The following is a 24,136-nucleotide window of genomic DNA, read 5'->3' as shown; positions in this document are numbered from 1 at the left end:
GAGTATTAATGAATCAAATTCAAGATGACATTTTAAAAACAAGTGAAGGCAAGAAGTCTTTTAAGAATGCAATAATTAGTTGCTGGTTAGGAACTGCTATGGAGTATGCAGACTTTGCATTATACGGCCTTGCAGCTGCAACTGTTTTTAGTGAGATTTTTTATCCTGAGCAAACGCCTATAATCGCTCTAATGCTAAGCTTTGCAACCTTTGGAGTAGGCTTTGTTGCAAGACCTATTGGAGCATTATTCTTTGGTAAGATGGGTGATAAATATGGTCGTAAAAAAGTTATGATGATAACTATATTCTTAATGGGAATTGCTACAACTTTAATAGGCTTTATTCCATCTTATGCAAGTATTGGTATTTTTGCACCATTATTATTAGTAGTTTTAAGATTCTTACAAGGTTTTGGTGCTGGAGCCGAGCTTAGTGGTGGAGCTATTATGTTAGGCGAATATGCACCTAGTAAAAATCGTGGTTTAGTATCATCAATAATAGCTTTAGGCTCTAATAGTGGGACATTAATTGCTAGTGGGATTTGGTTTTTACTTAGCTTTATGAATAAAGAAGACTTTTTAGAATGGGGCTGGAGATTGCCTTTTATATTTAGCTTTTTAATAGCTTTATTTGCTTTATATTTAAGACGCTTTGTAGGAGAAACTCCTGTATTTGCAAAGCAACTTGAATTAATGCAAAACACAAGAGAAGAAAATCTAAAATCATACACTGAAGACAACAAAAGCTTTTGGCAAAGAACAAAAGCATTTTGGATAATGGTGGGGCTTAGAATTGGAGAAAATGGACCTTCATATTTAGCTCAAGGTTTTATCGTTGGTTATGTAACTAAGGTGCTTTTACTTGATAAACAAGTTGCAACTACTGGGGTATTAATTGCTTCAATTTTAGGCTTTTTAGTAATTCCTTTAGCAGGATTTTTAAGTGATAAATTTGGTCGTCGTATTATGTATAGAATATTTTGTTTATTGCTTATGATTTATGCAATTCCTGCATTTATGTTGCTTGATAGTAAAGATGAAATAATCGTAATTAGCGTAATTGTTGTAGGAATGTGCCTTGCATCACTTGGTATTTTTGGAGTTCAAGCAGCTTATGGAGTTGAGATGTTTGGTTGCAAAAATCGTTATACAAAAATGGCACTAGCAAAAGAAATAGGTGGTATTTTATCAGGTGGAACTGCACCAATGCTCGCTAGTTTTTTCCTAAGTCTTACAGGTAATTGGCACTTAATTGCAGCTTATTTTATATTAACTGCTGGAATTGGATTTGTTACTACATTTTTTGCTCCTGAGACTAGGGGTAGGGATTTAAATTTAGTTGAAGATGCTATATGAAAATTGTAATTGACACCGATATAGGAAATGGAGTTTGCGGGGCTAATACTGATGATGGATTAGCTCTAGCACTTGCACTTGCAAGTAAAAAAATTGATTTAAAAGCGATTACTACATTAAGTGGTAATGTAAGTAATCATCTAGCTTATGCAGTTGCAAGGAATTTGATTTCGGAATTAGGAGTAAAAGTTCCTGTATTTTTAGGCTCAAGCAAGGCTTTATTAGAAGATGAAAAGCCTTGGAGAAAAAGACTTGATGAGAGTGTTTATAATTTTAAATTAGAGCATTTATGGCAAGATTTTAAGCCTATTAAAACTTATAAAAACGCCAAACATAACGCTGTTTATAAATTATGCGAATTAGCAAGAGTTTATAAAAATGAGCTTATTGTTTGTGCCATTGGACCGCTTACAAATATCGCTCAAGCCTGTGTTTTAGATAGTAATTTTGCAAAAAATGTAAAAGAAATTGTAATTATGGGCGGGGTATTTGATATGAGTAAATACCCTAAGGATACTAATTTTGGCTTTGACCCTGAAGCCGCTAGAATAGTCTTAAGAAGTGGGGCAAAAATCACACTAGCACCATACAATATCACAATGCAAACAAGCTTACAGCATAGTGATTTAGAAGAAATTAGAGCAATTAATAATAAATTATGTGATTTTTTATACAAAAGCATAAAACCTTGGATAAGTTATGCAGAGCTTACAAGGGGTAGCATTGGCACTTGGATACATGATGCTTTAGTGATTGCTTATTTGCTAGATTCAAGTATTTGTAAAAGTGATGAGTATTATGTAGATGTGGAAACTTGTGGCGAAGCAAGGGGCAAAAGCACAAGATATGATAAAGTTCTTAATATGAATATAGGTATTGATACTTCTAAATTAAGCCTTGTAAAGGTGTTAAGAGATATTGATAATGAAAAATTACTAAGATTAATAAAGGCAACTTTAGATGAATTTAGCAATTGATATAGGCTCAAATACTTTAAAAATAGCTGTTTTTGATGAGGTTTTAAAAAACTATGAAAAGGTTTTAAACTTAGGGCTATTTTATGAAAATGAGTGCATTAATGATGAAGGAATTAAGGTTTTAATTAATGCACTTAGCGAGCTTGAATATGACTTAAGCAAGGCAAAAGTAGTTGCAACGGCTATATTTAGAAAGAGCAAAAACGCTAACGAGATAGCAAAATTACTTGAGCTTAGATTTGGCTTTAAGCTTAGAATATTAAGTCAAAGCGAAGAAGCAAGGCTAACTAGACTTGGGGTTGGGCTAGATGGAGATTTTACCTTAGTTGATGTTGGTGGGTATTCAACAGAAATTAGCTCAAATGATAAAAGCTTAATGCTAGATATAGGACTTTTATCATTTTATAAGCATGTAAAAGCAAATAATTTAGATATAAAAGACTATGCAAAAGAGCTTTTAAGCCCATATGAAAGTGAATTAAAGAATTATCCTAGACCTATTGTTTTAGCTTCTAAAACAGGTATATTTGCAAAGAGTATTCAAGCAAACACGCCTTATAATGAGATAGATGATTTAGTATATCATAATTCAAAAGTTAATAAAGATGAATTAAATAATCTAATAAATTTTATTGAAAACTCAAGCAAAAAGGAAAGAGAGCTAATGCTAGGAGCTAATAGAGATTTTGCAGTATATTGTGGGGCATTTTTTATAAATAACTTATTTAAAGACTATGAGTTTATAATCTCAGCTTATGGATTAAAAGAAGGAGTATTAAAAGAATGAAATTGTGGGGTGGAAGATTTAGCAAAGCTACTAATACTTTAGTAGAAAACTACACAGCAACTTTACCATTAGAAAAAAGACTTGCCTTAATAGATATAAAAGGAAGCATTGCACATGCAAAAATGCTAAAAAATCAAGGCATTATAAATGAGCTTGAAGCTAATGAGATTTTAAAAGGTTTAGAACTTATAAAAGATGAGTTTTTAAACGATACTTTTAGCTTTAATATAAGCGATGAAGATATTCATATGGCTATTGAAAAAAGGCTAAAAGAATTAATAGGAGAAAGTGCAGGCAAGCTGCATACAGCAAGAAGTAGAAACGATCAAATAGCAGTAGATGAGATAATGCAAATGAAGGAATTTGTATTAGGAATTAGAGCTAATCTAAAGGACTTAATGCAAGAGATTTTAAACCAAGCTAAGACAAATTTAGATTTAATTATGCCAGGATTTACTCATCTTCAAACAGCTCAACCGATATTATATTCTCATTGGATTATGGCTTATTTTTGGATGTTTAAAAGAGATTTTGATAGATTTGGCAATCTTTTTAACTCACTTAATGAATGTCCTCTAGGCTCAGCTGCACTTGCAGGAACAACTTTTAATATAGATAGATTTTTTACAGCCCATGAGCTTGGCTTTGCAAAGCCAAGTGAAAATAGCATTGATAGTGTTAGCAATAGAGATTATATGCTTGAGTTTTGTAGCGTGAGTGCGATTTGCTTTAGCCATCTTTCACGCCTTTGTGAAGAATTGATTATATTTAATTCAAATGATTATAAATTTATTGAGCTAAGCGATGATTTTTGCACAGGTTCAAGCATAATGCCACAAAAGAAAAATCCTGATGTATGCGAAAAAATGCGTGGCAAAACGGGTAGGGTATATGGTAATTTAATGGCAATGCTAACTATTATGAAAGGCTTGCCACTTGCATATAATACCGATATGAGCGAAGATAAAGCAAATGTTTTTGATACTCAAGATACTTTGCAAGATAGCTTAATAATCATTACAAATTTACTTAAAAACCTAAAACCTATTAAAGAAAATATGTTAAAAGCTGCAAAAAACGGCTACTCAAATGCTACTGATTTGGCTGATTATTTAGCAAAAAAAGGCGTGCCATTTAGAAAAGCTCATGAAATTACAGGAAAGCTCGTAAGTTATGCAATTAATAAAGGCAAAATGCTAGATGATTTAAGCTTAGAAGAATTAAGGCTTGAATGTGATTTAATTGATGATGATATTTATAAAGCAATTGATTTAAATACTTGCGTAAATCTTCGCAACTCATATGGTGGAACTTCAAAAGAAGCAGTATTAATTCAGCTTAAAAACGCAGAAGATTTGTTAAAGAATTTGAATTAGCTTTTTTAAAACAGCCGATATTTGCATAAAGAAGTGATTATGCAAATATCTAATTTAGATAAATTATCAAGTAATATTTCATTAAAACCACATAAATAATTTTTCAAAAACGATTATAAAAGTTGATAATAAAGGGTTTAAATTCCTATTTCAAATTCCACAAATTTTTAAAGAATTACGAAATAGGAATTAAATAATTTTAATAAATGCCGATATTAATAATTAAAAGGGGTAATTATGAAAATATCGGCGAATTCTTACGCAATGTATCAAACAATTAATGTGAATAAAAAAGAAACTAATAACGAGATTAAAAAAGTAGATAATAAAGTAGATGATAAAAAGGTAGGAGTTGTATTAGGATACGGAGTTGATAAAGATGGCTTTTTTACAAGTGATTTTAACAAAGCAGCAGGAATTCCTGATAATTATAAAATCCACAGCGATAGTTTAAAATCTCTAGTAGAACATAATGAAAATGCAATATCACTTTATAAAACTTGTAAATCAATTGATATAGCAAAAAGCGTTGGTAATGCTTATAATATTGTAAGACAAGTTATAGGAGATGAATTTTTAAACTCAAACGATAGTTTTTCTAAAGATACTTTATCAAATACCCCGCATTTATATGAAATGAGAAAAAGCACCTTAGAAGTTACTCAAATATTTGATAATGATGAAAAATTTAATGATTATTTTAAATCTAAAGATTATTCTAATATTTTTTCAAAGCACAAAGACACATACGCATTATCAACTATTTTTGGTGCAGATGATAATATTTTTAATTATTATGAAACACGAGATGATAATATTTACGCTAAATGGCTTAGTAGCTCTGCTTCAATTTGCTGGAATCCACATGAAGAACATTATAAAACCGAAAGCAACGAATACACAAAAGGTGGCTTATTAATTGCAGCTCTTAAAAGCAATTATTTTTTAGTAGAAGGTGAGCGAACTGATTATGCTAAGCAAATAGGAGAGGATAGATTTGCTCCTATGGATAGGTTAAATTATGGTGCTGTGCCAAAAGATCTTAGCTCATTAAAATTACAAAATGTAGATGGGTTTGATGGTAAAGAATTTGAAAGCATTATGAAACGATATCAAAAACTATTATATGAAATGCTAATTGGCAAAAGCCTAAAAGCTCCTAAAGATATAGATAGTTATGAAACCTTTGAAGAGTTTTTGCAAGAGGCTTTAAAATACAGCCAAAAAGATATAAACATATTTGATATGAGAGTTTAATCATGACAATTTCAAACAACAATCAACACATTTTGGATTTAAAGCAATTATTTTTAAGAGATGAGATAAAGACTGACAAAGATTTAAACGCTAAGCCAGTAAGTGATTTAAAAGGTATTTCTAATTTATATAATCACGATAATTGGGGCAAGAGTTTTAGTGGGGTTAGTAAGAATGGCGAAGTTACTATTTATGGTAGATTGCTAGGACTTGATGATAAAAGCAATTTAAATGAATTAAGCGAACTTTTAAGCTTTATTATGACTAATTCAAATTCGCTAAACGGACAAATCGCCTTAAATGATGAGCTAGAAAGCTTATTAAATAGCGATTTAAGTATACAAGAATTTAAACCTAGATGGCTTTTAGCAATTACTAAGGATTTAGCAGCAAAAGAGCTAGAGACTAAAGAGATTAAAAGAGAGCCAATTGAAGTAAAGAGTGATTTTAAAACCTATAAAGAAAACTTAGCAAGCTTAGTTAAGACATTAAGGGAGCAAAAAGATAGTTATGATGCTTATGTTTTATCTATGCTAGAAACTGAGTTTGTAAATAAAAGGGTTTAAATGCAGATTAATACTAACTTGCAAAATAATTTCATAGCTAATAAAGATTTAAAAAAGATAGATTTAAGCAAAGAGCTTAGCCAGATTACTAAGCCTAATGATATGTTTGATTTGTTTTTGCAAGTTCAAAATGATTATAAGACAGATAGTATTTATCAAAGAGCTTTTGCAAAGCATTCAGATGTAGAGATTAAAAAAGATTTGCAAAGCTTTTTACAAGCAAATCCTATAAATAGTAGTAGTGGTAGCTTTACATATCATGATGATTTAAGATTTAATTTTAGTGATGATGAAAGGCTTTTTAGATTATTTGCAGATGAAAAAATAAGCATAGATGATTTTAAAAAAGAATATCTAAAAATAAAAGCCGAATATGAAGAAGAGCCTTCTAAACCCATAGAAGTAAAAGGAAATGATGTGCGTGAGAGTATGCAAGAGATTTTAAGCAAACTTGATATTCGTAATATCAAAGATGAAAGAGATTTATTAGCTTTATTTTTAGCTTATAAAGACGGCGAGAATTTATATGATAAAAGGGTTTAAACTAAAGGAGAGATTATGCAGATTAATTCAAATCTTAATGCTAATTATATAAACAATGCAAAAGTAAATTCAAATAACGAAAAGCTAAAAGCGACAAGCGAAGATAATGTAAAAGAACAAATAGCGACTTTTCAAGATAATTTAAAAAAGCAAGTTGCAAATTTGTTAAAAGATGTAGCACAAGATGAGTGTGGCACTTATGACCCACACGATACTCAAAGAATACTTTTAGGTGTAAGCGAATCTAAAAACCCAGAGCTATATGCTATGCTTGAAAGCGAGTTTATGGAAGGTATGCTTTTTTATGGAATGAGTAAAAAAGAGCGAGAATACTGGATAGAAACGGGCAAGAGTGTCGGAGCTGAAGAAATGGTAAAAGTGATTAATTCTTTACATCCCGCACTTTTTAACGAAAACGATGATAAAAAGGCTCTTTTTAAACTAGAAGCCTTACAACAAAACACAAAGGCTAATAATATTTATAATCAAGCATTTATTAAAAAAGATTCAAAACTTTTAGAATTTTTAGAGCAAAATAAGATTATAGGAGTTAAATTTTCTATCGATAATGCAGAGTTTGGGGATATGAGTGTGCCTAAGTTTTATCTAGCAAATATGTATGAAGATAGCAGTATAAAGCTAGGAGATGTTTTTTGTGGGAGCGGTGGCTTTGCTGATAGGCTTATGGATTTATTTGCCCTTGATGATATTGATGAGTTTATGGCTGGATATTTGGCATTAAAAGAAGAAGTTGATTTATACAAAGAGCAAAACGGCTTAACAGAGCATTTTGGGGAGCCAAAATCACAAGAAGATTCCGAAAAAGATGAAAGCGTAAAAAGAAAACCCATAGAAGTTAAGAGTGATTATTTGCGTGAAAGCATGGAGGATATACTTAGTAAAATTAATAAGCAAAAAATAAAAGATGAAAGAGATTTGCTAGCTTTATTACTAGCTTATAAAAATGGTGAGAATTTATATGATAAAAGGGTTTGAAATTCCTATTTCAAATTCCACGATTTTTTCAAAGAATTTAAAATAGGAATTTGAATTAAGAAATTCAAATTCCAAAAAATTATTTTACTTTTACGTTTGTAAATACTGAAGGCGTTGAATTAATTCCCATTTTGAAGATTTTTTCATTCACTTTTTTTAAGTATTCAGCTTGTTTTTCTTCTGGAATATCTTTTAATTCAACTGAATCTTGGTAGTATTTTTTTAAGATTGCGATTTTTTCACTATCTGTTTTAGCTTTTTTAGCTTCTTCTAAAATAAGCATACTTTTTACTAAAGCTTTAGGGTGCATTGGTAAAGGGCTTAGAACGAATTTAACATTTGCTTCTTTTAAATCTTCTTCAATTGCGTCTAAGTGTTTTCTACAATAAGGGCAATCTGGGTCGCTAAATACAACGGTAGCTACATCGCTTTTTTTATCGCCTAAGCTAACTAACATATCAGGATTTGCTTTTACAAAATCGCCTGATAATTTGCTTAATTTTTCGTATTTTTCTTTTTCTTTTTTAATAACAAACTCTTCTTTTAAGTCTATGCTTTCTTTTATATTTAACATAGTAGGTGTTCCATAAACTCCATCGCTAAAGAATATATCAGAGCCTAAAACATTTCCATCTTTTACTATATTAAATTCAATCATTTCAAAGTTTGTATTAGGAACTTTATCAATTTTTACAATTTCTACATCAGCTTTAGTAATACTTTTGATAAACTGCGCAACTTTATCGCTTATTGCACTTGCACTTAAAGCGCTTGCAACAGACATTGCTAAAATTATTTTTTTCATACTAAATTCTCCTTAAAAAATTAAAACTTAATTTTGCATTAAATAGCGTTTATTGTCAATATTTTTTACACCTTTTAAAGTGTCTAAGTATTCAAGTAAAGAAATAGCGTATTTTCTACTCAAATTATATTCATTCTTAAGCTCTTGCACCCCAACGCCAAGCTTTAAAAGTCCTTGAATATTTTTAACAAACTCATCTAAAGCAATAACGCTTATAAAATAATTGTGAGCTAGTCTTTTTACTTTGTTTTTAGAACATAGTCTTTTTATAATATCATCGCCACTTTTTCTATCTAAGTTTAGCTCATCATAGATATTATAAGGAGCTTTTGGGGTTAGTGAGTTTAGCTCTTTATAGATTTTTTCTTCATTATTTTCTAATAATTTTTCTATTTTTTCGCCTTTTTTATGATAAAGCCCATTATTTAATTCTAAAAAATCTAAGTCTTTTAAAGCCAAGTCACATAAAAACTCATCAGTTCCTAAAGATTTTTCTAAGCTTTTTGCACTTTGTAATGAATAAGGATTTTTTATAAAAAGATTTTTGATTTGAGTTTTGACTTCTTCTAAAGCTTTTTTAGTATAAACACAAGCACCTTTAATATCTACAATCTCTCCTACTATTTTTGCATATTCTAAAGCTTGTTCGGTGCTTAGATTAAATCTTTGCGGAGCACAAAAAAGCCCAAAACCTGTGCTGTGATTTTGATTTAATAAAGCAAAAGCACTCTTAAAATCTTTTTGCTCTAAGGCTCTTAAAAGCTCAATCATTTTTGCTTTTTTTAGTGGCTCAGTAAGTGGATTTAGCACCACTCCACCAGCAATAGCACGAGCATTTTTTAATATCACAAAAGGCTCATTAAAGCTAAGAGCGATAGGTTTTTTTAATACAAATTTCGCATATTTTTCATAATTTAAATATTTAGCTTCAATTTGCTTATTTGCAGCACAAAAAAGCACATTTTCATCATGCTTTAAATCACCTTCTAAGGTAGTATAAATCTCATTTGCGCTTCTTAAATAACCTTTAGAATAAATTATATTTCCTACTTTTAATTCACCTTTAAAAACAAAGGCAACTCTAGCAGGTGCATTTACGCTATCAACGCTTTTATGCTGAACTTCAATTGACTTTATTTGAATATTTTTGTTTTCATCGCTTATGTAGTTTTTGCATTCAAGTTTGCCACTTTTTAAAATCCCTGTTGCTACAAGCCCAACGCCTTTTACATTAAAAATCCTATCAACATTAATTTTTAATGCAAAATCTTCATAATTTGGCACAGGAAGACTTAATAAATACTCTTTTAATTCGTTTATTCCTATATTTTTTGTAGCACTTACTAAAAATGTTTTAATAGGTGTAAAGTCTAGCTTTTTTAGTATTTCTTCTTTTTTTTCATCTAAATTTTGCCATAAATCAATTTTGTTTAAAACTAAAATTATATTTTTTACACCCATAATTTTTAAGATAAAAATATGCTCTAAAGTTTGTGGCATAAGACCTTCATTGATATCTACAACTAGCATTGCGTATTCGCTTTGCACCCCGCCTATCATTGTTTTTACAAGGCTTTCATGACCTGGCACATCAACAAATGAGATATGCTCTAGATTTGAAAAGCTTAAATCAATTGTAATTCCACGCTTTATTTCTTCAGGGGTGTTATCTCCACTAAAATTATTTAAAGCTTTTATTAAAGAAGTTTTTCCGTGGTCAATATGACCTGCGGTTGAGATTATTAACATTTATATAGTCCTTCCTTTCTCCATATTGCGAAATTTTTTTCATATCCTATGCTGTAATCTTCATAAAATTTCGGACAATTTATAGCCATTTCTTGAGTTTTGTTTGGCTCATCGTGTGGATAGATATAAAATTTTTCTTTATCAGGATGATTATTGTCTAAATAAGTAGGTATTTCTAAAGCTTCATTATGTTTTACATAATCTAAGGCTTTATTAATTGCAAGATATGATGAATTAGACTTCTTAGAATTTGCTAAGAAAACTACGCATTGTGAAAGTGTAATCCTTGCTTCAGGAAGTCCTATGTCTTTACAAATTTGAAGGCAAGAATTAGCCATTACTAAAGCATTTGGATTAGCATTCCCTACATCTTCACTTGCAAATATACAAAGTCTTCTAGCAATGTATAAAATATCAATTCCTGCATTTATCATTCTTGCAAGATATAAAATAGCAGCATTTACATCACTTGCTCTAAGGCTTTTAATAAGTGCTGATGTGAGTAAAAATTCATCTTCTTTATTGCTAATAAATTGCGGTCTTAAGGCTTTTAAAATTTCAAGCGAAATATTGCCAAAAATATTTGCATGATGAAAAAGATTTAGCATTGCTCTTGCGTCATTTGAGCTTGATTTTATTAAATAATCTTTCACTTCTTCGCTTAAATTTGGTTCAACTTGTTCTAAAATCTCTTTTAATTCATCGTAGCTTAAAGGCATAAATTCAAAAAATAATAATCTAGAACATAAAGCCTTATTTAATGAATATAAAGGATTATGAGTGCTTGCTGCTAGAAAATAAAAGCTATTTTCTTCTAAAGGTTTTAATAACACATCTTGAACGCCTTTATTTAAGCGATGAATTTCATCAATAAAGACTAAGGGTTTAAAAAGGCTGTTTTGCTTTATAATTTTTCTAAGCTCTTCAACGCTAAAACTAGCACCATCAAATTCGTAAAAATTAGTATTTAATTCTTTTGCAATAAATCTTGCAAAAGTAGTTTTGCCTACTCCGCTAGGTCCATAAAAAACACTATGTGGAATTTCTTTAGCTTTTAAAAATTCATTAAAAATTTCTCTTACTTTACTTTGCCCTACCATTAATATCCTTTAAGGGCATTGTAATGATTTATTTTAATAACTTAGCAAAGCCTAAAGCAAAGTTAATGTATTTTCCGAATCCAAATTCTTTTAAAATTAATAATGAAATCTCTTTTAAAATATCAGGTTTTTGTGATTTTATAATTTCATCTTTTTTAAATACATATTTATTTACAAATTCACTTGCTTTATTTACTAGCACTTGAGTTTTTTTAACTTTTTTTGGTTTTTTAAATAAGTTAAAAAAAGATTTAGCTATTTTTTTAATAAAAGAAAACATAACTCTAACCTTTTTGATAATAATTTTATAAATTATAATCACTTTTGATTAATCTGTGATATTGTTTTTTATAATCTTTATTGAAATTGTTTTTAAATTTATTTTTAACTTTAATTTACTAGAATTAATTTTTTTCATTTAAGGAGAAAAAATGCAAAATAGATTAAATGATTATGCAAAATTAGTAGGAAATACTCCTTTAGTAGAAGTTGAGTACTTATATAAAGGTAAAAAAAGCAAGAGCTATTTTAAATTAGAATATTTTAATCCAAGTGGCTCGATAAAAGATAGAATGGCTTTACAAATTATGCAAGAAGCAATTAGTTCTGGCAATTTTAAAGAAGGTATGAGTATAGCTGAAGCAACAAGTGGAAACACAGGGATTGCTTTTAGTGCATTAGGTGCGTTTTTGGGTGCTAAGGTTGAGATTTTTATGCCTGATTGGATGAGTGAAGAACGCAAAAAATTAATTAAAAGCTATGGAGCAAAATTAAGAGAAGTTAGTGCTAGCGAAGGTGGTTTTGAAGGTAGCGTTAGGCTTGCTGATGAGAGTGCTAAAAATGGCAATGTGTTTTTACCACATCAATTTGAGAACGAAAGCAATGTAAATGCTCATAAAAAAACAGCTCAAGAAATAGTTGATACATTAGCTAAACACAATCTTAAGCCTGATTGTTTTATAGCAGGTGTTGGAACTGGTGGAACTGTTATGGGTGTTGGCTCGGTATTAAAGCCATTAGGGGCTAAGATTTGCCCACTTGAGCCTGAAGGCTGTGCTAGTATGAGTATTCCTGGCGAAAATGCTGAGCATAGAATACAAGGAATAGGAGATGGTTTTGTTCCTAATATCGTAAAATTAAATGAGCTTGATGATATTATTGTTGTAAATGATATTGATAGCGTTATTATGGCTCAAAAATTAGCAAAAATCGGTCTTGGAGTTGGAATTTCAAGTGGTGCAAATTTCTTAGGCTGTATAAAAGCAAAAGAGCTTTTCGGAGAATGCGTAAGCGTTAGTGTATTTGCTGATGATAATAAAAAATATTTAAGCACTGATTTAATGCAGGAAATGCAAAATGAAGAAAGATTTTTAAGCAACAAAGTTGAACTAATCGGATTTAAAGTATTATAAGGAGAAGATATGAAAAAATTATTATTACTTAGTGCAATTGCAAGTATTGCAATGGCTGATTGCTCTTATAAAATTCATAAGCTAGAGCGTGAGCTTAGCTATGCGAAAGAATATGGAAATTATTATAGAGTTAGAGGTTTAGAAAACGCTTTAGCTAATGTGAAAGCTCATTGTGGTGGCGGATATTATAATGATTATTACGCTAGAAAAGACGCAATAAAATACAAAATTGATGATTTAGAAGATGAGGCTGAGCGTAAAATTGATAGAATTGAAGATAAGCTTGATGAATTAAACGATATGAAAGATACGATGAGTAAAGAAGAATATAAAAGAAAAAAGGCTGAATTAAAAGCTGAAAAAAATCGTATCAAAAGAGAATATAAAGAGCAAAAAAGATCTTTAAAAGAAACTTATAATTATTAAGAATTTGAATTCGGAAATTCCGAATTCAAATTCCTTTCTTATTTTTTATCTGCTTCTGCAAAAACCGAAACTTTAATATCGTTTGAGATTAAGCTATCAGCTGTATCTTTTGCAACATTAAAATCTTTTCTTAATAAATCAAGATTTAAATCAAATCCTAATTTTGTTTTATCTCCTATGTTTGCAACGCCGTTGATTGTAACATCAAAAGCTACTTCTTTTTTAACGCCGTTGATTGTTAATTCGCCTATCATTTTTCCTTGTGAATCGCTAATCTTTTCGTATTTGCTCATAACAAAAGTTAGTTTTGGATTAACTTTAGCATTTAAAAAATCACTCGCTTGAATATGCTCATCTCTTTTTGCGCTATTTGTATCAACACTTGCTACATCAACACTTGCATTAAATACTTTAAAAGTTTTGCTTGCTTCATCAAAATCAATCATTGCATCAAAGCTTTTAAATTTACCCTTAGCATTTGTTACAAGCATGTGTTTTACACTAAATTCAACGCTCGTATGAACCTTATCAAGCATGAACTCACTAGCACTTAAAAGTCCTGCTAAACTTAAAGCTAAAAATAATTTCTTCATAATATACTCCTAAAATAAAATGAGATAATTATAATCCCATATAAAAGTTAATCATTATCATAAATATTTTATCATTAAGTAAAAGGAGAAATCATGAAACATTTATTAATAATTGGAGCTGGTGGGGTTAGCCGTGTAGCAACTTACAAAGCAGCTGAATACAAATACTTTGACAAAATCACACTTGCTAGTAGAACAAAAAGCAAATGTGATGAAATTGCAAGCTTTATTAAAGAGCGTTTAGGGGTTGAAATTGCAACCGCAACAATTAATGCTGATGATACAAATGCAGTTGTTAAGCTTATAAAAGATATTAATGCTACGATTTTATTAAATGTGGCTTTACCTTATCAAGACCTTACTTTAATGGATGCTTGTAGCAAGACACAAATCCCTTATATTGATACAGCAAATTACGAGCACCCAGATTTAGCTAAGTTTGAATATAAAGAACAATGGGCTAGACATGATGATTTTGTAAATGCAGGTGTTCCTGCACTGCTTGGAAGTGGGTTTGATCCAGGTGCAACGAATGTTATGTGTGCTTATGCACAGCAATATTTATTTGATGAAATTCATACAATTGATATTATGGATTGTAATGCAGGCGATCACGGCTATCCTTTCGCAACGAACTTTAACCCTGAAATAAACTTAAGAGAAGTTAGCGCGAATGGTCGTTACTGGGAAGAAGGCAAATGGATTGAGACTAAGCCACTTGAGATTAAAGTAGAGCACGATTATCCTGAAGTTGGCGTTAAAGATAGCTATTTGCTTTATCATGAAGAGCTTGAAAGCCTTTGCAAAAATATAAAAGGGCTTAAAAGAATTAGATTTTTTATGACTTTTGGACAAAGCTATATTCAGCATATGAATTGTCTTAAAAATGTTGGAATGCTAGGAATTGAACCTGTGGAGCATCAAGGAATGAAGATTATTCCTATTGAGTTTTTAAAGACGCTTTTACCTGATCCTGCAAGTTTAGGTGCTAGAACAAAAGGTAAAACAAATATAGGCTGCATTATAGAAGGTATTAAAGATGGCAAGGCTAAAAAAGTATATATTTATAATGTATGTGTTCATGAAGAATGTTTTGCTGAAACTGGCGCTCAAGCAGTAAGCTATACAACAGGAGTTCCTGCTGCAATTGGAACATACTTAATCGCTAGTGGAAAATGGAGTGGCAAAGGTGTGTTTAATATGGAAGAATTCGACGCACAACCATTCTTTGATGAAATGAATAAAATGGGTCTTCCGATTAAGATTATAGAGCTTTAAATTATAAATGCTAATAGAAATATTAGCATTTTGTTTAATCTTTATTAATTTTATTTAAATAAACTAACATTTTTGAAAGGGAAAAATGTTAAAAAAAATATCTTTTACACTTATTTCGGTTTTTCTTCTTAGTGCTTGTTCAGTGCAACAATTCTTAGGATATGAAAGCGCAAATAATGAAAAGCTTTCTAGAATTTCTACTAATAATTGCGATTTTACAAATATAAATAGTCTTGAATTTGATGAAGAAGGGCTTAAAAGCGTAAAAGATGAACTTTATAATGGGACTTTTTATGGTTATCAAATGTTTTTATGTAAAAACTATAAAAACAGCATAAAAGCTTTTGATTTAGTAGAAAACGCTCATAAGAACAACGATGAAACAAATATAGCATTGCAAGTTGGTAAAGAATTATTAAAAATGCTATTAAATGATAATATCTTAGATTATACAGGCAAAAATTATGAAAAAATGCTTGTAAATACTTATAAAGCAATGGATTATTTAGCTTTAGGTGATTTTGATAGTGCTGGAGTTGAGATTAATCGTGCTTTAGATAGACAAAAAAGAAATAAAGAATATTATGAAGGCAAGATTAATTCTTTGCTTAACTCAAGTAGTTTTAGCCCTAAAGAAAAAGATGAGGTTATGCAAATAGCAAGTTCTGTGAAAATACCTTATTATGAAGCTTACAAAGATTATTCAAATCCTTTTGTTAGTTATTTTGCAAGTTTGTTTTATATTCTTGATGATAGGCCTTCACTTGCGATTAATTTATTACAAGAAGTTTATACTCAAGAGAAAAATATTTCAGTTTTTCAAGACCATGCTTTAGTAGTAAATAATTTTAATTATAAAAAAATACCTAATAAAATTCGCAAAAATATAGAAAAATCAAAAAACGATAAATATATTTGGCTAATTTATGAGAATGGCAAAACAAGAGCTTTTGGTGAGATGAATTTAAGTATTCCAATAATTTTTTACCAAAAAGATGCAGAAAATGTTGAATATGCTTTATATTTAAAACCTACTTCAGATAATAATCATCTAGTAATAACTTCGGTAGTTTTTTCTATACCTATTTTAAAATATAGTAGCGATTCTTATATATTTTTATATGCAAATAACAAAAAAACTTCACAAATAAGCAATATGGATAATATCGTAACAGCAGAATATCAAGCAGCTTTGCCAAGAGAAATAGCTAAATCTTTCTTAAGTACAGTTGGTAAAACTTTAGCTAGTGTAAAGGCAAATAAGAAAAATTTATTAGCTGGTGTGGGTGTTGATTTGGCAAATAATCTTTTAAATCATTCTGATACAAGACATTTTGTAGGTTTGCCAAAAAATTATCAAGTAGCAAGAATTGCAAATAATGGCAAATTAGTAGTCAAAAGTCCTGAAGGTGTAGAGATTTTAAATACAGAACTAGATACAAATAAACACTATGTAATTTTAGTAAAAAGTCCAAATTATGGGATTTTTTATACTCATATTTTAAAAGGAAGATAAATGAAAAGAGCAATATTTTTAGGTGTAGCAATGCTTTTTAGTGCATGTGTTAGCAAACAAGTAGTGGCAAATAATAATTGCCCTAATGTGATTTTTACTGATGAGACTTTACAAAAAAACTTAGTTTGTAAAGAGCTAACTAATAAAAATCCAAATAATTTAGTAATTGAAATTCAGCTTTTAAATTCTAGTAAAAAAGAAATTAATCTAGAAGCAAAACAAAGCTTTTTTGATTCAAATGGAATGCATATTGCAAATCTTAAAATGATAAATCAAAAGCTTAATTTAAAAGCACATGAAAGTGGGTTTTTAAGATTTGGAGCACCAAATAATACAAATTTTTACAAAATTGAAATAATAAAACCAAAATAAGGAGAAAATATGAAAAAAACGCTTATGTTTTCATTAGCACTATTATTAAGCGCATGTGCTAGTGCGCCTAGTTATGTAGTTGATGAAACAAAAAATGGCAAAAATCAACCTGTTTCGTTAGGTATTGATGATATAGATTTACAAAATGCAGCAAGAGATATGATTAATTCTATGTTAGCAAGTCCTGTTTTTGCGACTAGTAATCCAAACGAAAGACATGTTCTAGTGATTAGTAGAATTATCAATGATACTATGCAGCATTTTGATACTGATATATTAATCAAAAAAATAAGAATCGCACTACTAAATTCAGGAAAAGTTTATGTAACAACGGCTATTGGAGCAAATGGTGCAGAAGATAAAATGAGTAAAGATATTAGAAGTTTAAGAGATGATGATGAATTTAATCAAAAAACAATAGCTAAAAAAGGGACTTTAATTAGTGCTAATCGTTCTTTAAGTGGAAAAATTATTCAAAGAAATACAAGAATAAAAGGAACTTTTAGTGATTCTCAAAGGGTTGATTATTATTTTCAATTAACCGTAACAAATCTTGACAATGGCTTAGCTATTTGGGAAGATGAAATCAAAATAAATAAATTAGGTTCAAATAGGAGTGTAGCATGGTAAAAAAAGCCTTATTAAGTATAGTTGCAGCAAGTTCATTATTAGCTGTTAATTGTGATGCGCCAAATAATAATATAGAAGATTTATTAAGTTGTGCAAAAAGTGAATTATTGTTAAAAAATCCAAATGCAAAAGTATATTTGCAGACAATTTCAGTTCCGAAAAATCAGCAAGACCCTCAGTATTATGATTTTTTATTTGCTAAATATAATGAAGCGTTTTTAAAAATTAAAGCTCAATTAGCTTTAAAAGTAGCAGGAGAGTTAATAACAAGCGAAATAGCTAGTAAAGATGATAAAAGCAAAATGCCACCAGAATTAGTTGAAGAGTTTTTAAATAAAGAAATAGAACGCCAAAAAAGAATAAGTGAAAATAAAATTGAAAATGGATTTTTTGATAAATTAATGGGCAAAATCTTTAGCGATAGCGAAGAAGCACCAGCTTATCAATTAAAACCAGAGCAAGAAAAAGAGTTAAAAATCCAAGCAAAACAAACTTTATATAGTAATAGTTTTAAAGAAAAGATGAATAAAGTAGCAAGAGAAGAAATAGCAGGTTTAATTCCTTATGAAAACTTCATAGTAGTAAATGATAATGGTGAAACTGAAATAGGAATAGTTGCATACACATCAGCAAAATCAAGAGAATTAGCAAGAGCTTTAGCAAGTGGATATAAAGCAAAAGCAGCAAAAAACGAAAACGCTTGTAAAAGTGCTGATGAAGTAGTTTCAAAAATCGGTGGAAGCGATGAGAAAATAAATAAATTAGGCTTAACTTTCTTTTATAATGAAGAGTGCCAACCATCACTTTTAGCTTATGGAATGGATTCTTATAAGGTAGAAGAAGGAATGACTAATGAATATAAAAACTCAAGCTACTCAATGGCTCAAGCACTTGCAGAAAAAGCTTTAGCTAATTTTGTAAGCTCATCAATTTACACATATACAAATGCAGAAAAAGTAACAGAAAATATTCAAACAGCTTATAAAGAAATAGTAGAAGATAATAGTGGCAAAAGAGCGACTGGTGGCAAGCAAACCACAGCCAATAGCTATTCTCACTTAGAAGAGTTTTTTAGCTCAAATGCTCAAATGAGTTTAGTAGGTGTTGAAGTAGCTAATAAATGGACTAAACAATTTGATGATTTTGGTGTTGCTGGTGTGATTTTATATTATTCTCCTTCAAGTGTTGCAGGTGCAAAACAAGAAAGATTAGAAATAAAAGGTAATTTAGATAATAAGAGCAAACAAGAAGCAAAAGCTAAAGGTGCAAAGCCTGCAAATGCTAATATCATTCGTTCTAAAAATATAGAAGTTGATGATTTTTAAGGTTAAAAAATGAGATTTTTAATTGTATTTTTATTATGTATTTTTGCAAATGCTAGTGTAGTTACTAAAAGCTACACTAGTAAAGCAATAGGCGAAGGCTATGGTAAAACTTATGAAGTAGCAGTTGATAATGCACTAGCTGAAGCAGTTCTTAAACTAAACGGAGCAAAGATTCAAACAAGCACAAATGTAAGTTCTGATTTAAGCTCTATAAATAATGAAAATGAGCTATATAAAAGATTTAATCAGCAAATCAGCAAAGCTACAAATGGTCGTTTTAGTGCTTTTGAAGTGCTTAGCAAAGAGCAAACAAGCGATGGTTTTAGAGTTGTTGTAGAGATTAAAAAAACTAGCACTATTAAAAGCTATAAAGCTCCAGGAATGCAGACAAATCGTAATAAAATAATCGTAGCACCTGCACTTGATCCAAATAATTATTCTTTAATGGGAAGAGATAGCGAGCAAGTTTTAAGGGATTTAAGATTTAGAATAGAAAGCAATATTACCAAAACTCGCAAATTTAATCTACTAGATAGACAAGCAGGAGAAGCTTTAGCTACCGAAAGAGAGATTATAGAGCAAGTTGGGGCTTTAGATGAAGCGCTAAAATTAGGCAAAAATTTAGGAACTGATTATATTTTACTTTATAGCATAAGTGATGCACAAACTAGCAAAGGCAAAGAAATAGCAATCACAGGCTCTAAAACAAAATCAAAGGTAAAAATCTATGTAAATTATCAAGTAATTGTATTTGCTACTAGAGAGATTAAGTTTTCTGATAGTGTTGATTTTGAGTTTGCTACGAATGATTACAATGAGATTTTAAATAATATTGCTAATTCTATTGTGTTAAATACTCAAGCAGCTATTTATCCACCAAAGATAGAAAAAGTTACTAAAGATAATTTAGCAGTATTTACTCAAAAATTGCCTTTAAATACAAAACTAGAATGCTACAAAAGAGGAGAGAAAATCTATGATAGCTATACAAAAGAGCTAAATGGATATGAAGAAGAATATATGTCTTTAGTAGAAGTTATAAATGCAAATAGCAAAACAAGTTATGCAAAAATACTAGATGGCAATATAGAAAAAGGTTTGGTTTGTAGATTTAAACAAAGCAATACCACAAATGATGCTAACGGTAAAGATGTAAAAGATGTAATCCCTGTAAATGGCGGTGGATTTATATTCTAATAATATAAGCAAATTCCTATTTCAAATTCTTAAAAAAGAATTGCGAAATAGGATTAAATTTTAATATCTAACGCTTTAACCTTATTAAAGCTAAAAGCTAGTTTTAAAAACTCATCATAATTTAATTCGCTAATGTTTTTATTTGGATTTTCCATACCCATTAACTCTCTTATTTTTCTCATAAATTCATCAGCTTGTTTTTGTTCAGCTTTTTTATTACTACTAAAAAATCCACTATTAGGACTATATAAGGTTTTAGTATAATTAGCACTTCCTAAAATAGCACTTCTTTGGCTTAATGGTTTATCATAAGCATTTAATTGAACATAATCTTTCAGCCATCTTGGCATACGCTCAACTTCAGCACTCGTAAAGCCATTTTCACCCCTCGCCATTACTTGCATTCCTAATGCTTTATCAAATGCAAAAAATGTAGCCGAGCTAATTTTTCTATCATAACCATTTAATTTACCTTTATATGTGCTTTCTCCTTCAATTAAAGTTGGGTTTGATTTTAATATACCTATCAAAAGCCCACCTTTTGATATTTCGCTATTTTCATTTATATAGTTTTGCTTTGCTACATCATAATCACCAAAATATCCACTAAATCTAGGATCTTGCTTGACATTGTCAGGTGGAAAAACATTTGTGTTTGGTAAGGTTTTATCATTATTATCAAAAGAATAAAATAAGGGATGATGAGTTTGGTAAAGTTCATTTTGAAAAGTCATTCCGTGATTATTTTCATAATCATCAGATGAATGTAAAATTTTGTTGATTTTGATTTCATCACTCCTTGCTTGAATATAACCTTGTGGAAATTGCTTTATATCTTCGGTATTAAAAAATTCTTTAGAGTTTAAAAAGTCCTCACTTACAACTTGGCTTAAGACTTTATAAGCATTTCCAACGCTTTTTGCTATATCAATTTCATAAAATGGTCTATGAGCCAAATATGATTTTTCGTTATTTTCTACTAGATTTTTTAAAGTATCGCTGTGGATTTTATAATTATCTGGAATTCCTGCGGCTTTGTTAAAATCACTTGTAAAAAAGCCATCTTTATCAACTCCGTATCCTAATATAACTCCTACCTTTTTATCATCTATTTTTTTAATCTCGTTATTAATTTCTTTTTTATAAATTTGCTTTGTTTGATATGTTGAATAAGAATTAGCCGATATTTTCATAATTACCCCTTTTAATTATTAATATCGGCATTTATTAAAATTATTTAATTCCTATTTCGTAATTCTTTAAAAATTCGTGGAATTTGAAATAGGAATTAGTTTTTATTGCAAGTCTTGTTAAAACTTATTAGCACAATGATAAATGCAACAATAGGAGCTAATAATATTTCTAAAAAATAAAATTTATTAGTATTTTCATCAGGATTTACAAAACTCAAAACCAAAGCAAATAATACGCTAAAAAGACCTAAAATCGCTAAAAAATAACTAAGAGCCTTGTTTTTAATATCAAAATCTTCGCCTTCGTTCGCATAATTTTTTAATTTAAAATATGCAAAAAACATTGCGATATAAGGTAAAAAATAAGAAACAGTAGTAAGTGAGCTAAGTGTCCAGTAAATGTCTTGAGAATTAGTAAAAAACGCACAAAATAAGCAGATTATGCTAACCAAAAAAGCTTGAAAAAATAATGCTCTATAAGGTGTATTGTATTTTGGATGTGGTTTTGCTTCGTAAAATTTAATAATACCTTCTTTTGATGCGCTAGCTAGCATATAAATTGGAGCAATTAGCCATGAATTAATTTGACCTAAAGTTCCTATAAAAAGACAAAAAGACATAATTTGAGTAAGATGATTTATGCCTAATAGTTTTTCAGAATACGAAATCGCTTGCATAATTCCGTCTAAAATATCAGTATCTTTTGCAGGATATATTACATTTAGGCAAAAAGTTCCTAAAATATAAATGCCAACTATTAGCAAGGCACTAAGAAAAATTGCTTTAGGATAATTTTTTCTAGCATTATCAACCTTAGCTCCTATCATGGTGCTAAGTTCAAGTCCAGCAAAGGCAAACATCATCGTGCTTGCAAAAACCAAAGTATTTAAATCAAATTCTATTAAATATCCTGAATTATAAGGGGTTTGGATTTTGCCAACATTAAAATAAAATATTAAACTTACTAAAATTAATAGTAAAGTAGGTAGTAATATTCCTAAATAAACAAAGATTTTATTTATAAACTTAGTGTATTCAAGACCTTTGTAATTAATATAAGTTAAAGCTAAAAAGCTAAATATTGAAAAAGCTGCTATGAAATATGATTTTGCTTTAATATCAAAAATAAAAGCTAATGAATTTGCTGCAAAATAAAGCATCATAGGAAAAAAAGTTAAGCAAGATAATAAGTAGCATATAAGACAAAAATAAGCAATCCTTACACCAAAAGCTTTATTAATCCATAGAAATATTCCACCACTTTTTTGAAATTTTGAGCCAAGTTCTCCACAAATTAAAGCAAGTGGCACAAAAAATCCAAAAGCTACAAATAACCATAAAATAATTGAACTAGCTCCGTATTGAGCAACATAAGGGATTTGTCTTAAAGAAAAAATCCCGATTAGATTCATAAAAACAATGTCTTTAATGCTTAGTTTCATTTCTTACTCGCTTAATAAAATGAGCGAATAATACTACTAAATCTTAATAAGATAAACAAAATTATAAATATTTTAAAAATTTAATAAAATATGGATTTTTAATAATATTAAAAGAGTTGGTTATATGGATTATTTTTTAAATTCCTAGTTTAAATTCTTATAAAAAATTGAGAATTTGAATTAGGAATTTGAAAAAGTTTTGAGTTTCAAAGAAGTAGTAAAATAGGTTTCACTAAAAAGTGAAACCTAAATAAATTATTGGCAGATGATTTTTAATTCAACTCTGCGGTTTGCTGCACGGCCTTCTTTAGTTTTATTATCGCCGATTGCGTTTTGCTCACCAGCCCATGTTGGGTTGATTCTATCTTCGCTAACACCAGCTTTAACTAATTCAGCTTTAACAGCTCTTGCTCTTTTTTCTGATAATTTTTTGTTATAAGCTGTTGCACCGATTGAATCTGTATATCCTGTAATGTTTGCAAAATATGCAGGTTCTTCTTTAATTAATTTCGCTAAGCGATTAATTTCTGGAATGTAATTAGCAGTTACATTGCTCTTATCAAAACCAAAATTAACTTTTACCATTTCAAGGTCATAGCAAGCTTTTGGTTTTGGTTGTGGTTTTGGCTCAGGTTTAACTTCAACTACTGGCTCAGGTTTAACTTCAACTGCTGGAGCTGGAGTTGGAACTACTTCTTCTTTTTTACCATCAAAATTGAAGATTACACCTAATGTGCTAATTAAGTGGTGATCTGCGTGGCGGAATTTGATTTGGTCGCGAACTTCTGCTCTTAAACCAAAGCTCTTATAAATTTTGTATTTTAAACCAACACCATAATGACCAAACATTCCGTTTTTATTGTCATATAGATTTTCGCTAAAGTTCTCATAACCAACACCTAATAAACCATAGAAATCAAAGTTAGTATCACCAACTTTAACTGGTAATATTAAGTTTAAGTATCCTCTATCAATACCTACTGGTTTGTGGCCTGAATTATTGATACTTTTGTATTCACCTTTTTGGTGCTCGTAACCAATTTCAGTTCCTACTGAACCATACATATAACCAATTCTTAATCCATAACCAAATTTATTCATAAGGTCAAGATTTCCTTCTGGTACATTGTATGTAGCGATAGGGCTTATTTCTAAGCCTTCAAAATTAATACTACTTGCGTTTGCACTTACAGCTAACACTGCAGCTGCACTTAAAACTAAACTCATCTTTTTCATAAATA

24 protein-coding genes are annotated in these 24,136 nt (G+C 29.7%); 16 read left to right on the top strand and 8 right to left on the bottom strand.

Features of this window, described 5'->3' with window-relative positions:
• Positions 1 to 8 precede the first annotated feature (8 nt).
• The 8 genes from AVANS_RS08550 to AVANS_RS08515 all read left to right on the top strand — a co-directional run bounded on the left by AVANS_RS08550 (position 9) and on the right by AVANS_RS08515 (position 7,857).
• Complete coding sequence (locus AVANS_RS08550) at positions 9 to 1,355, top strand: MFS transporter (RefSeq protein ID WP_239817459.1); 1,347 nt, start codon at positions 9 to 11, stop codon at positions 1,353 to 1,355.
• A complete protein-coding gene (locus tag AVANS_RS08545) occupies positions 1,352 to 2,332 on the top strand; it encodes a nucleoside hydrolase (RefSeq protein WP_239817458.1) in 981 nt (326 codons plus the stop codon). The genes AVANS_RS08550 and AVANS_RS08545 overlap by 4 nt, the downstream gene beginning before the upstream one ends.
• Positions 2,316 to 3,119, top strand: a complete 804-nt coding sequence (locus tag AVANS_RS08540; protein WP_239817457.1) for a hypothetical protein — start codon at positions 2,316 to 2,318, stop codon at positions 3,117 to 3,119. The genes AVANS_RS08545 and AVANS_RS08540 overlap by 17 nt, the downstream gene beginning before the upstream one ends.
• Positions 3,116 to 4,495, top strand: a complete 1,380-nt coding sequence (gene argH, locus AVANS_RS08535; RefSeq protein ID WP_239817456.1) for an argininosuccinate lyase — start codon at positions 3,116 to 3,118, stop codon at positions 4,493 to 4,495. Before AVANS_RS08540 ends, argH begins: the two co-directional genes overlap by 4 nt.
• 237 nt (positions 4,496 to 4,732) lie before the next feature.
• A complete protein-coding gene (locus AVANS_RS08530; protein WP_239817455.1) occupies positions 4,733 to 5,752 on the top strand; it encodes a hypothetical protein in 1,020 nt (339 codons plus the stop codon).
• Between the two features lie 2 nt (positions 5,753 to 5,754).
• Positions 5,755 to 6,318, top strand: coding sequence for a hypothetical protein (locus AVANS_RS08525; protein WP_239817454.1), 564 nt, complete (start codon positions 5,755 to 5,757; stop codon positions 6,316 to 6,318).
• Entirely contained in the window at positions 6,319 to 6,861 is a 543-nt protein-coding gene (locus AVANS_RS08520; RefSeq protein WP_239817453.1) for a hypothetical protein, read from the top strand.
• Between the two features lie 15 nt (positions 6,862 to 6,876).
• Positions 6,877 to 7,857, top strand: a complete 981-nt coding sequence (locus tag AVANS_RS08515; protein ID WP_239817452.1) for a hypothetical protein — start codon at positions 6,877 to 6,879, stop codon at positions 7,855 to 7,857.
• A gap of 79 nt (positions 7,858 to 7,936) precedes the next feature.
• On the opposite strand, the gene AVANS_RS08510 is transcribed toward AVANS_RS08515, so the two are convergent.
• Genes AVANS_RS08510 through AVANS_RS08495 form a run of 4 tightly spaced genes read right to left on the bottom strand, consistent with a single transcriptional unit; the run spans position 7,937 to position 11,791 of the window.
• Entirely contained in the window at positions 7,937 to 8,662 is a 726-nt protein-coding gene (locus tag AVANS_RS08510) for a thioredoxin domain-containing protein (RefSeq protein ID WP_239817451.1), read from the bottom strand.
• Positions 8,663 to 8,689: 27 nt separating this feature from the next.
• Positions 8,690 to 10,411: a selenocysteine-specific translation elongation factor gene (gene selB, locus AVANS_RS08505; RefSeq protein ID WP_239817450.1), complete on the bottom strand. Its 1,722-nt coding sequence runs from the start codon at positions 10,409 to 10,411 to the stop codon at positions 8,690 to 8,692.
• The gene (locus AVANS_RS08500; RefSeq protein ID WP_239817449.1) at positions 10,405 to 11,511 is read right to left on the bottom strand and encodes an AAA family ATPase; all 1,107 of its coding nucleotides are present in this window, start codon (positions 11,509 to 11,511) and stop codon (positions 10,405 to 10,407) included. The genes selB and AVANS_RS08500 overlap by 7 nt, the downstream gene beginning before the upstream one ends.
• A gap of 28 nt (positions 11,512 to 11,539) precedes the next feature.
• Complete coding sequence (locus tag AVANS_RS08495) at positions 11,540 to 11,791, bottom strand: hypothetical protein (RefSeq protein ID WP_239817448.1); 252 nt, start codon at positions 11,789 to 11,791, stop codon at positions 11,540 to 11,542.
• A 151-nt stretch (positions 11,792 to 11,942) separates the two neighbouring features.
• On the opposite strand from AVANS_RS08495, the gene AVANS_RS08490 reads away from it, so the two are divergent.
• A complete protein-coding gene (locus AVANS_RS08490) occupies positions 11,943 to 12,923 on the top strand; it encodes a PLP-dependent cysteine synthase family protein (protein ID WP_239817447.1) in 981 nt (326 codons plus the stop codon).
• 9 nt (positions 12,924 to 12,932) lie between these two features.
• Positions 12,933 to 13,349: a DUF1090 family protein gene (locus AVANS_RS08485; RefSeq protein ID WP_239817446.1), complete on the top strand. Its 417-nt coding sequence runs from the start codon at positions 12,933 to 12,935 to the stop codon at positions 13,347 to 13,349.
• A 38-nt stretch (positions 13,350 to 13,387) separates the two neighbouring features.
• On the opposite strand, the gene AVANS_RS08480 is transcribed toward AVANS_RS08485, so the two are convergent.
• Complete coding sequence (locus tag AVANS_RS08480) at positions 13,388 to 13,942, bottom strand: YceI family protein (RefSeq protein ID WP_239817445.1); 555 nt, start codon at positions 13,940 to 13,942, stop codon at positions 13,388 to 13,390.
• 93 nt (positions 13,943 to 14,035) lie between these two features.
• Here AVANS_RS08480 and AVANS_RS08475 point away from each other — a divergent pair, with 93 nt between their 5' ends.
• The 6 genes from AVANS_RS08475 to AVANS_RS08450 all read left to right on the top strand — a co-directional run bounded on the left by AVANS_RS08475 (position 14,036) and on the right by AVANS_RS08450 (position 20,260).
• Positions 14,036 to 15,220, top strand: a complete 1,185-nt coding sequence (locus AVANS_RS08475; protein WP_239817444.1) for a saccharopine dehydrogenase family protein — start codon at positions 14,036 to 14,038, stop codon at positions 15,218 to 15,220.
• A gap of 85 nt (positions 15,221 to 15,305) precedes the next feature.
• Complete coding sequence (locus tag AVANS_RS08470) at positions 15,306 to 16,736, top strand: hypothetical protein (protein WP_239817443.1); 1,431 nt, start codon at positions 15,306 to 15,308, stop codon at positions 16,734 to 16,736.
• Positions 16,737 to 17,108 (top strand): hypothetical protein, encoded by a 372-nt coding sequence (locus AVANS_RS08465; protein WP_239817442.1) that lies wholly within the window; start codon positions 16,737 to 16,739, stop codon positions 17,106 to 17,108. It begins immediately after the preceding gene.
• A 9-nt stretch (positions 17,109 to 17,117) separates the two neighbouring features.
• Positions 17,118 to 17,738 (top strand): penicillin-binding protein activator LpoB, encoded by a 621-nt coding sequence (gene lpoB, locus AVANS_RS08460; RefSeq protein WP_239817441.1) that lies wholly within the window; start codon positions 17,118 to 17,120, stop codon positions 17,736 to 17,738.
• A complete protein-coding gene (locus AVANS_RS08455; protein WP_239817440.1) occupies positions 17,732 to 19,063 on the top strand; it encodes a DUF6844 domain-containing protein in 1,332 nt (443 codons plus the stop codon). The genes lpoB and AVANS_RS08455 overlap by 7 nt, the downstream gene beginning before the upstream one ends.
• A 9-nt stretch (positions 19,064 to 19,072) precedes the next feature.
• Positions 19,073 to 20,260: a CsgG/HfaB family protein gene (locus AVANS_RS08450; RefSeq protein WP_239817439.1), complete on the top strand. Its 1,188-nt coding sequence runs from the start codon at positions 19,073 to 19,075 to the stop codon at positions 20,258 to 20,260.
• A gap of 53 nt (positions 20,261 to 20,313) precedes the next feature.
• On the opposite strand, the gene AVANS_RS08445 is transcribed toward AVANS_RS08450, so the two are convergent.
• The 3 genes from AVANS_RS08445 to AVANS_RS08435 all read right to left on the bottom strand — a co-directional run bounded on the left by AVANS_RS08445 (position 20,314) and on the right by AVANS_RS08435 (position 24,131).
• On the bottom strand, positions 20,314 to 21,453 hold the full coding sequence (locus AVANS_RS08445; RefSeq protein ID WP_239817438.1) for a hypothetical protein: 1,140 nt from the start codon (positions 21,451 to 21,453) through the stop codon (positions 20,314 to 20,316).
• Between the two features lie 95 nt (positions 21,454 to 21,548).
• Positions 21,549 to 22,895 (bottom strand): APC family permease, encoded by a 1,347-nt coding sequence (locus AVANS_RS08440; RefSeq protein ID WP_239817437.1) that lies wholly within the window; start codon positions 22,893 to 22,895, stop codon positions 21,549 to 21,551.
• A 255-nt stretch (positions 22,896 to 23,150) separates the two neighbouring features.
• The gene (locus tag AVANS_RS08435; protein ID WP_239817436.1) at positions 23,151 to 24,131 is read right to left on the bottom strand and encodes an OmpA family protein; all 981 of its coding nucleotides are present in this window, start codon (positions 24,129 to 24,131) and stop codon (positions 23,151 to 23,153) included.
• Positions 24,132 to 24,136: the final 5 nt, after the last annotated feature.

The organism is Campylobacter sp. RM5004, from assembly GCF_022369455.1.
Classification (GTDB): domain Bacteria; phylum Campylobacterota; class Campylobacteria; order Campylobacterales; family Campylobacteraceae; genus Campylobacter_E.
Note: the sequence above shows the minus strand (reverse complement) of the source record. Positions and strands in the feature narration are given on the sequence as shown.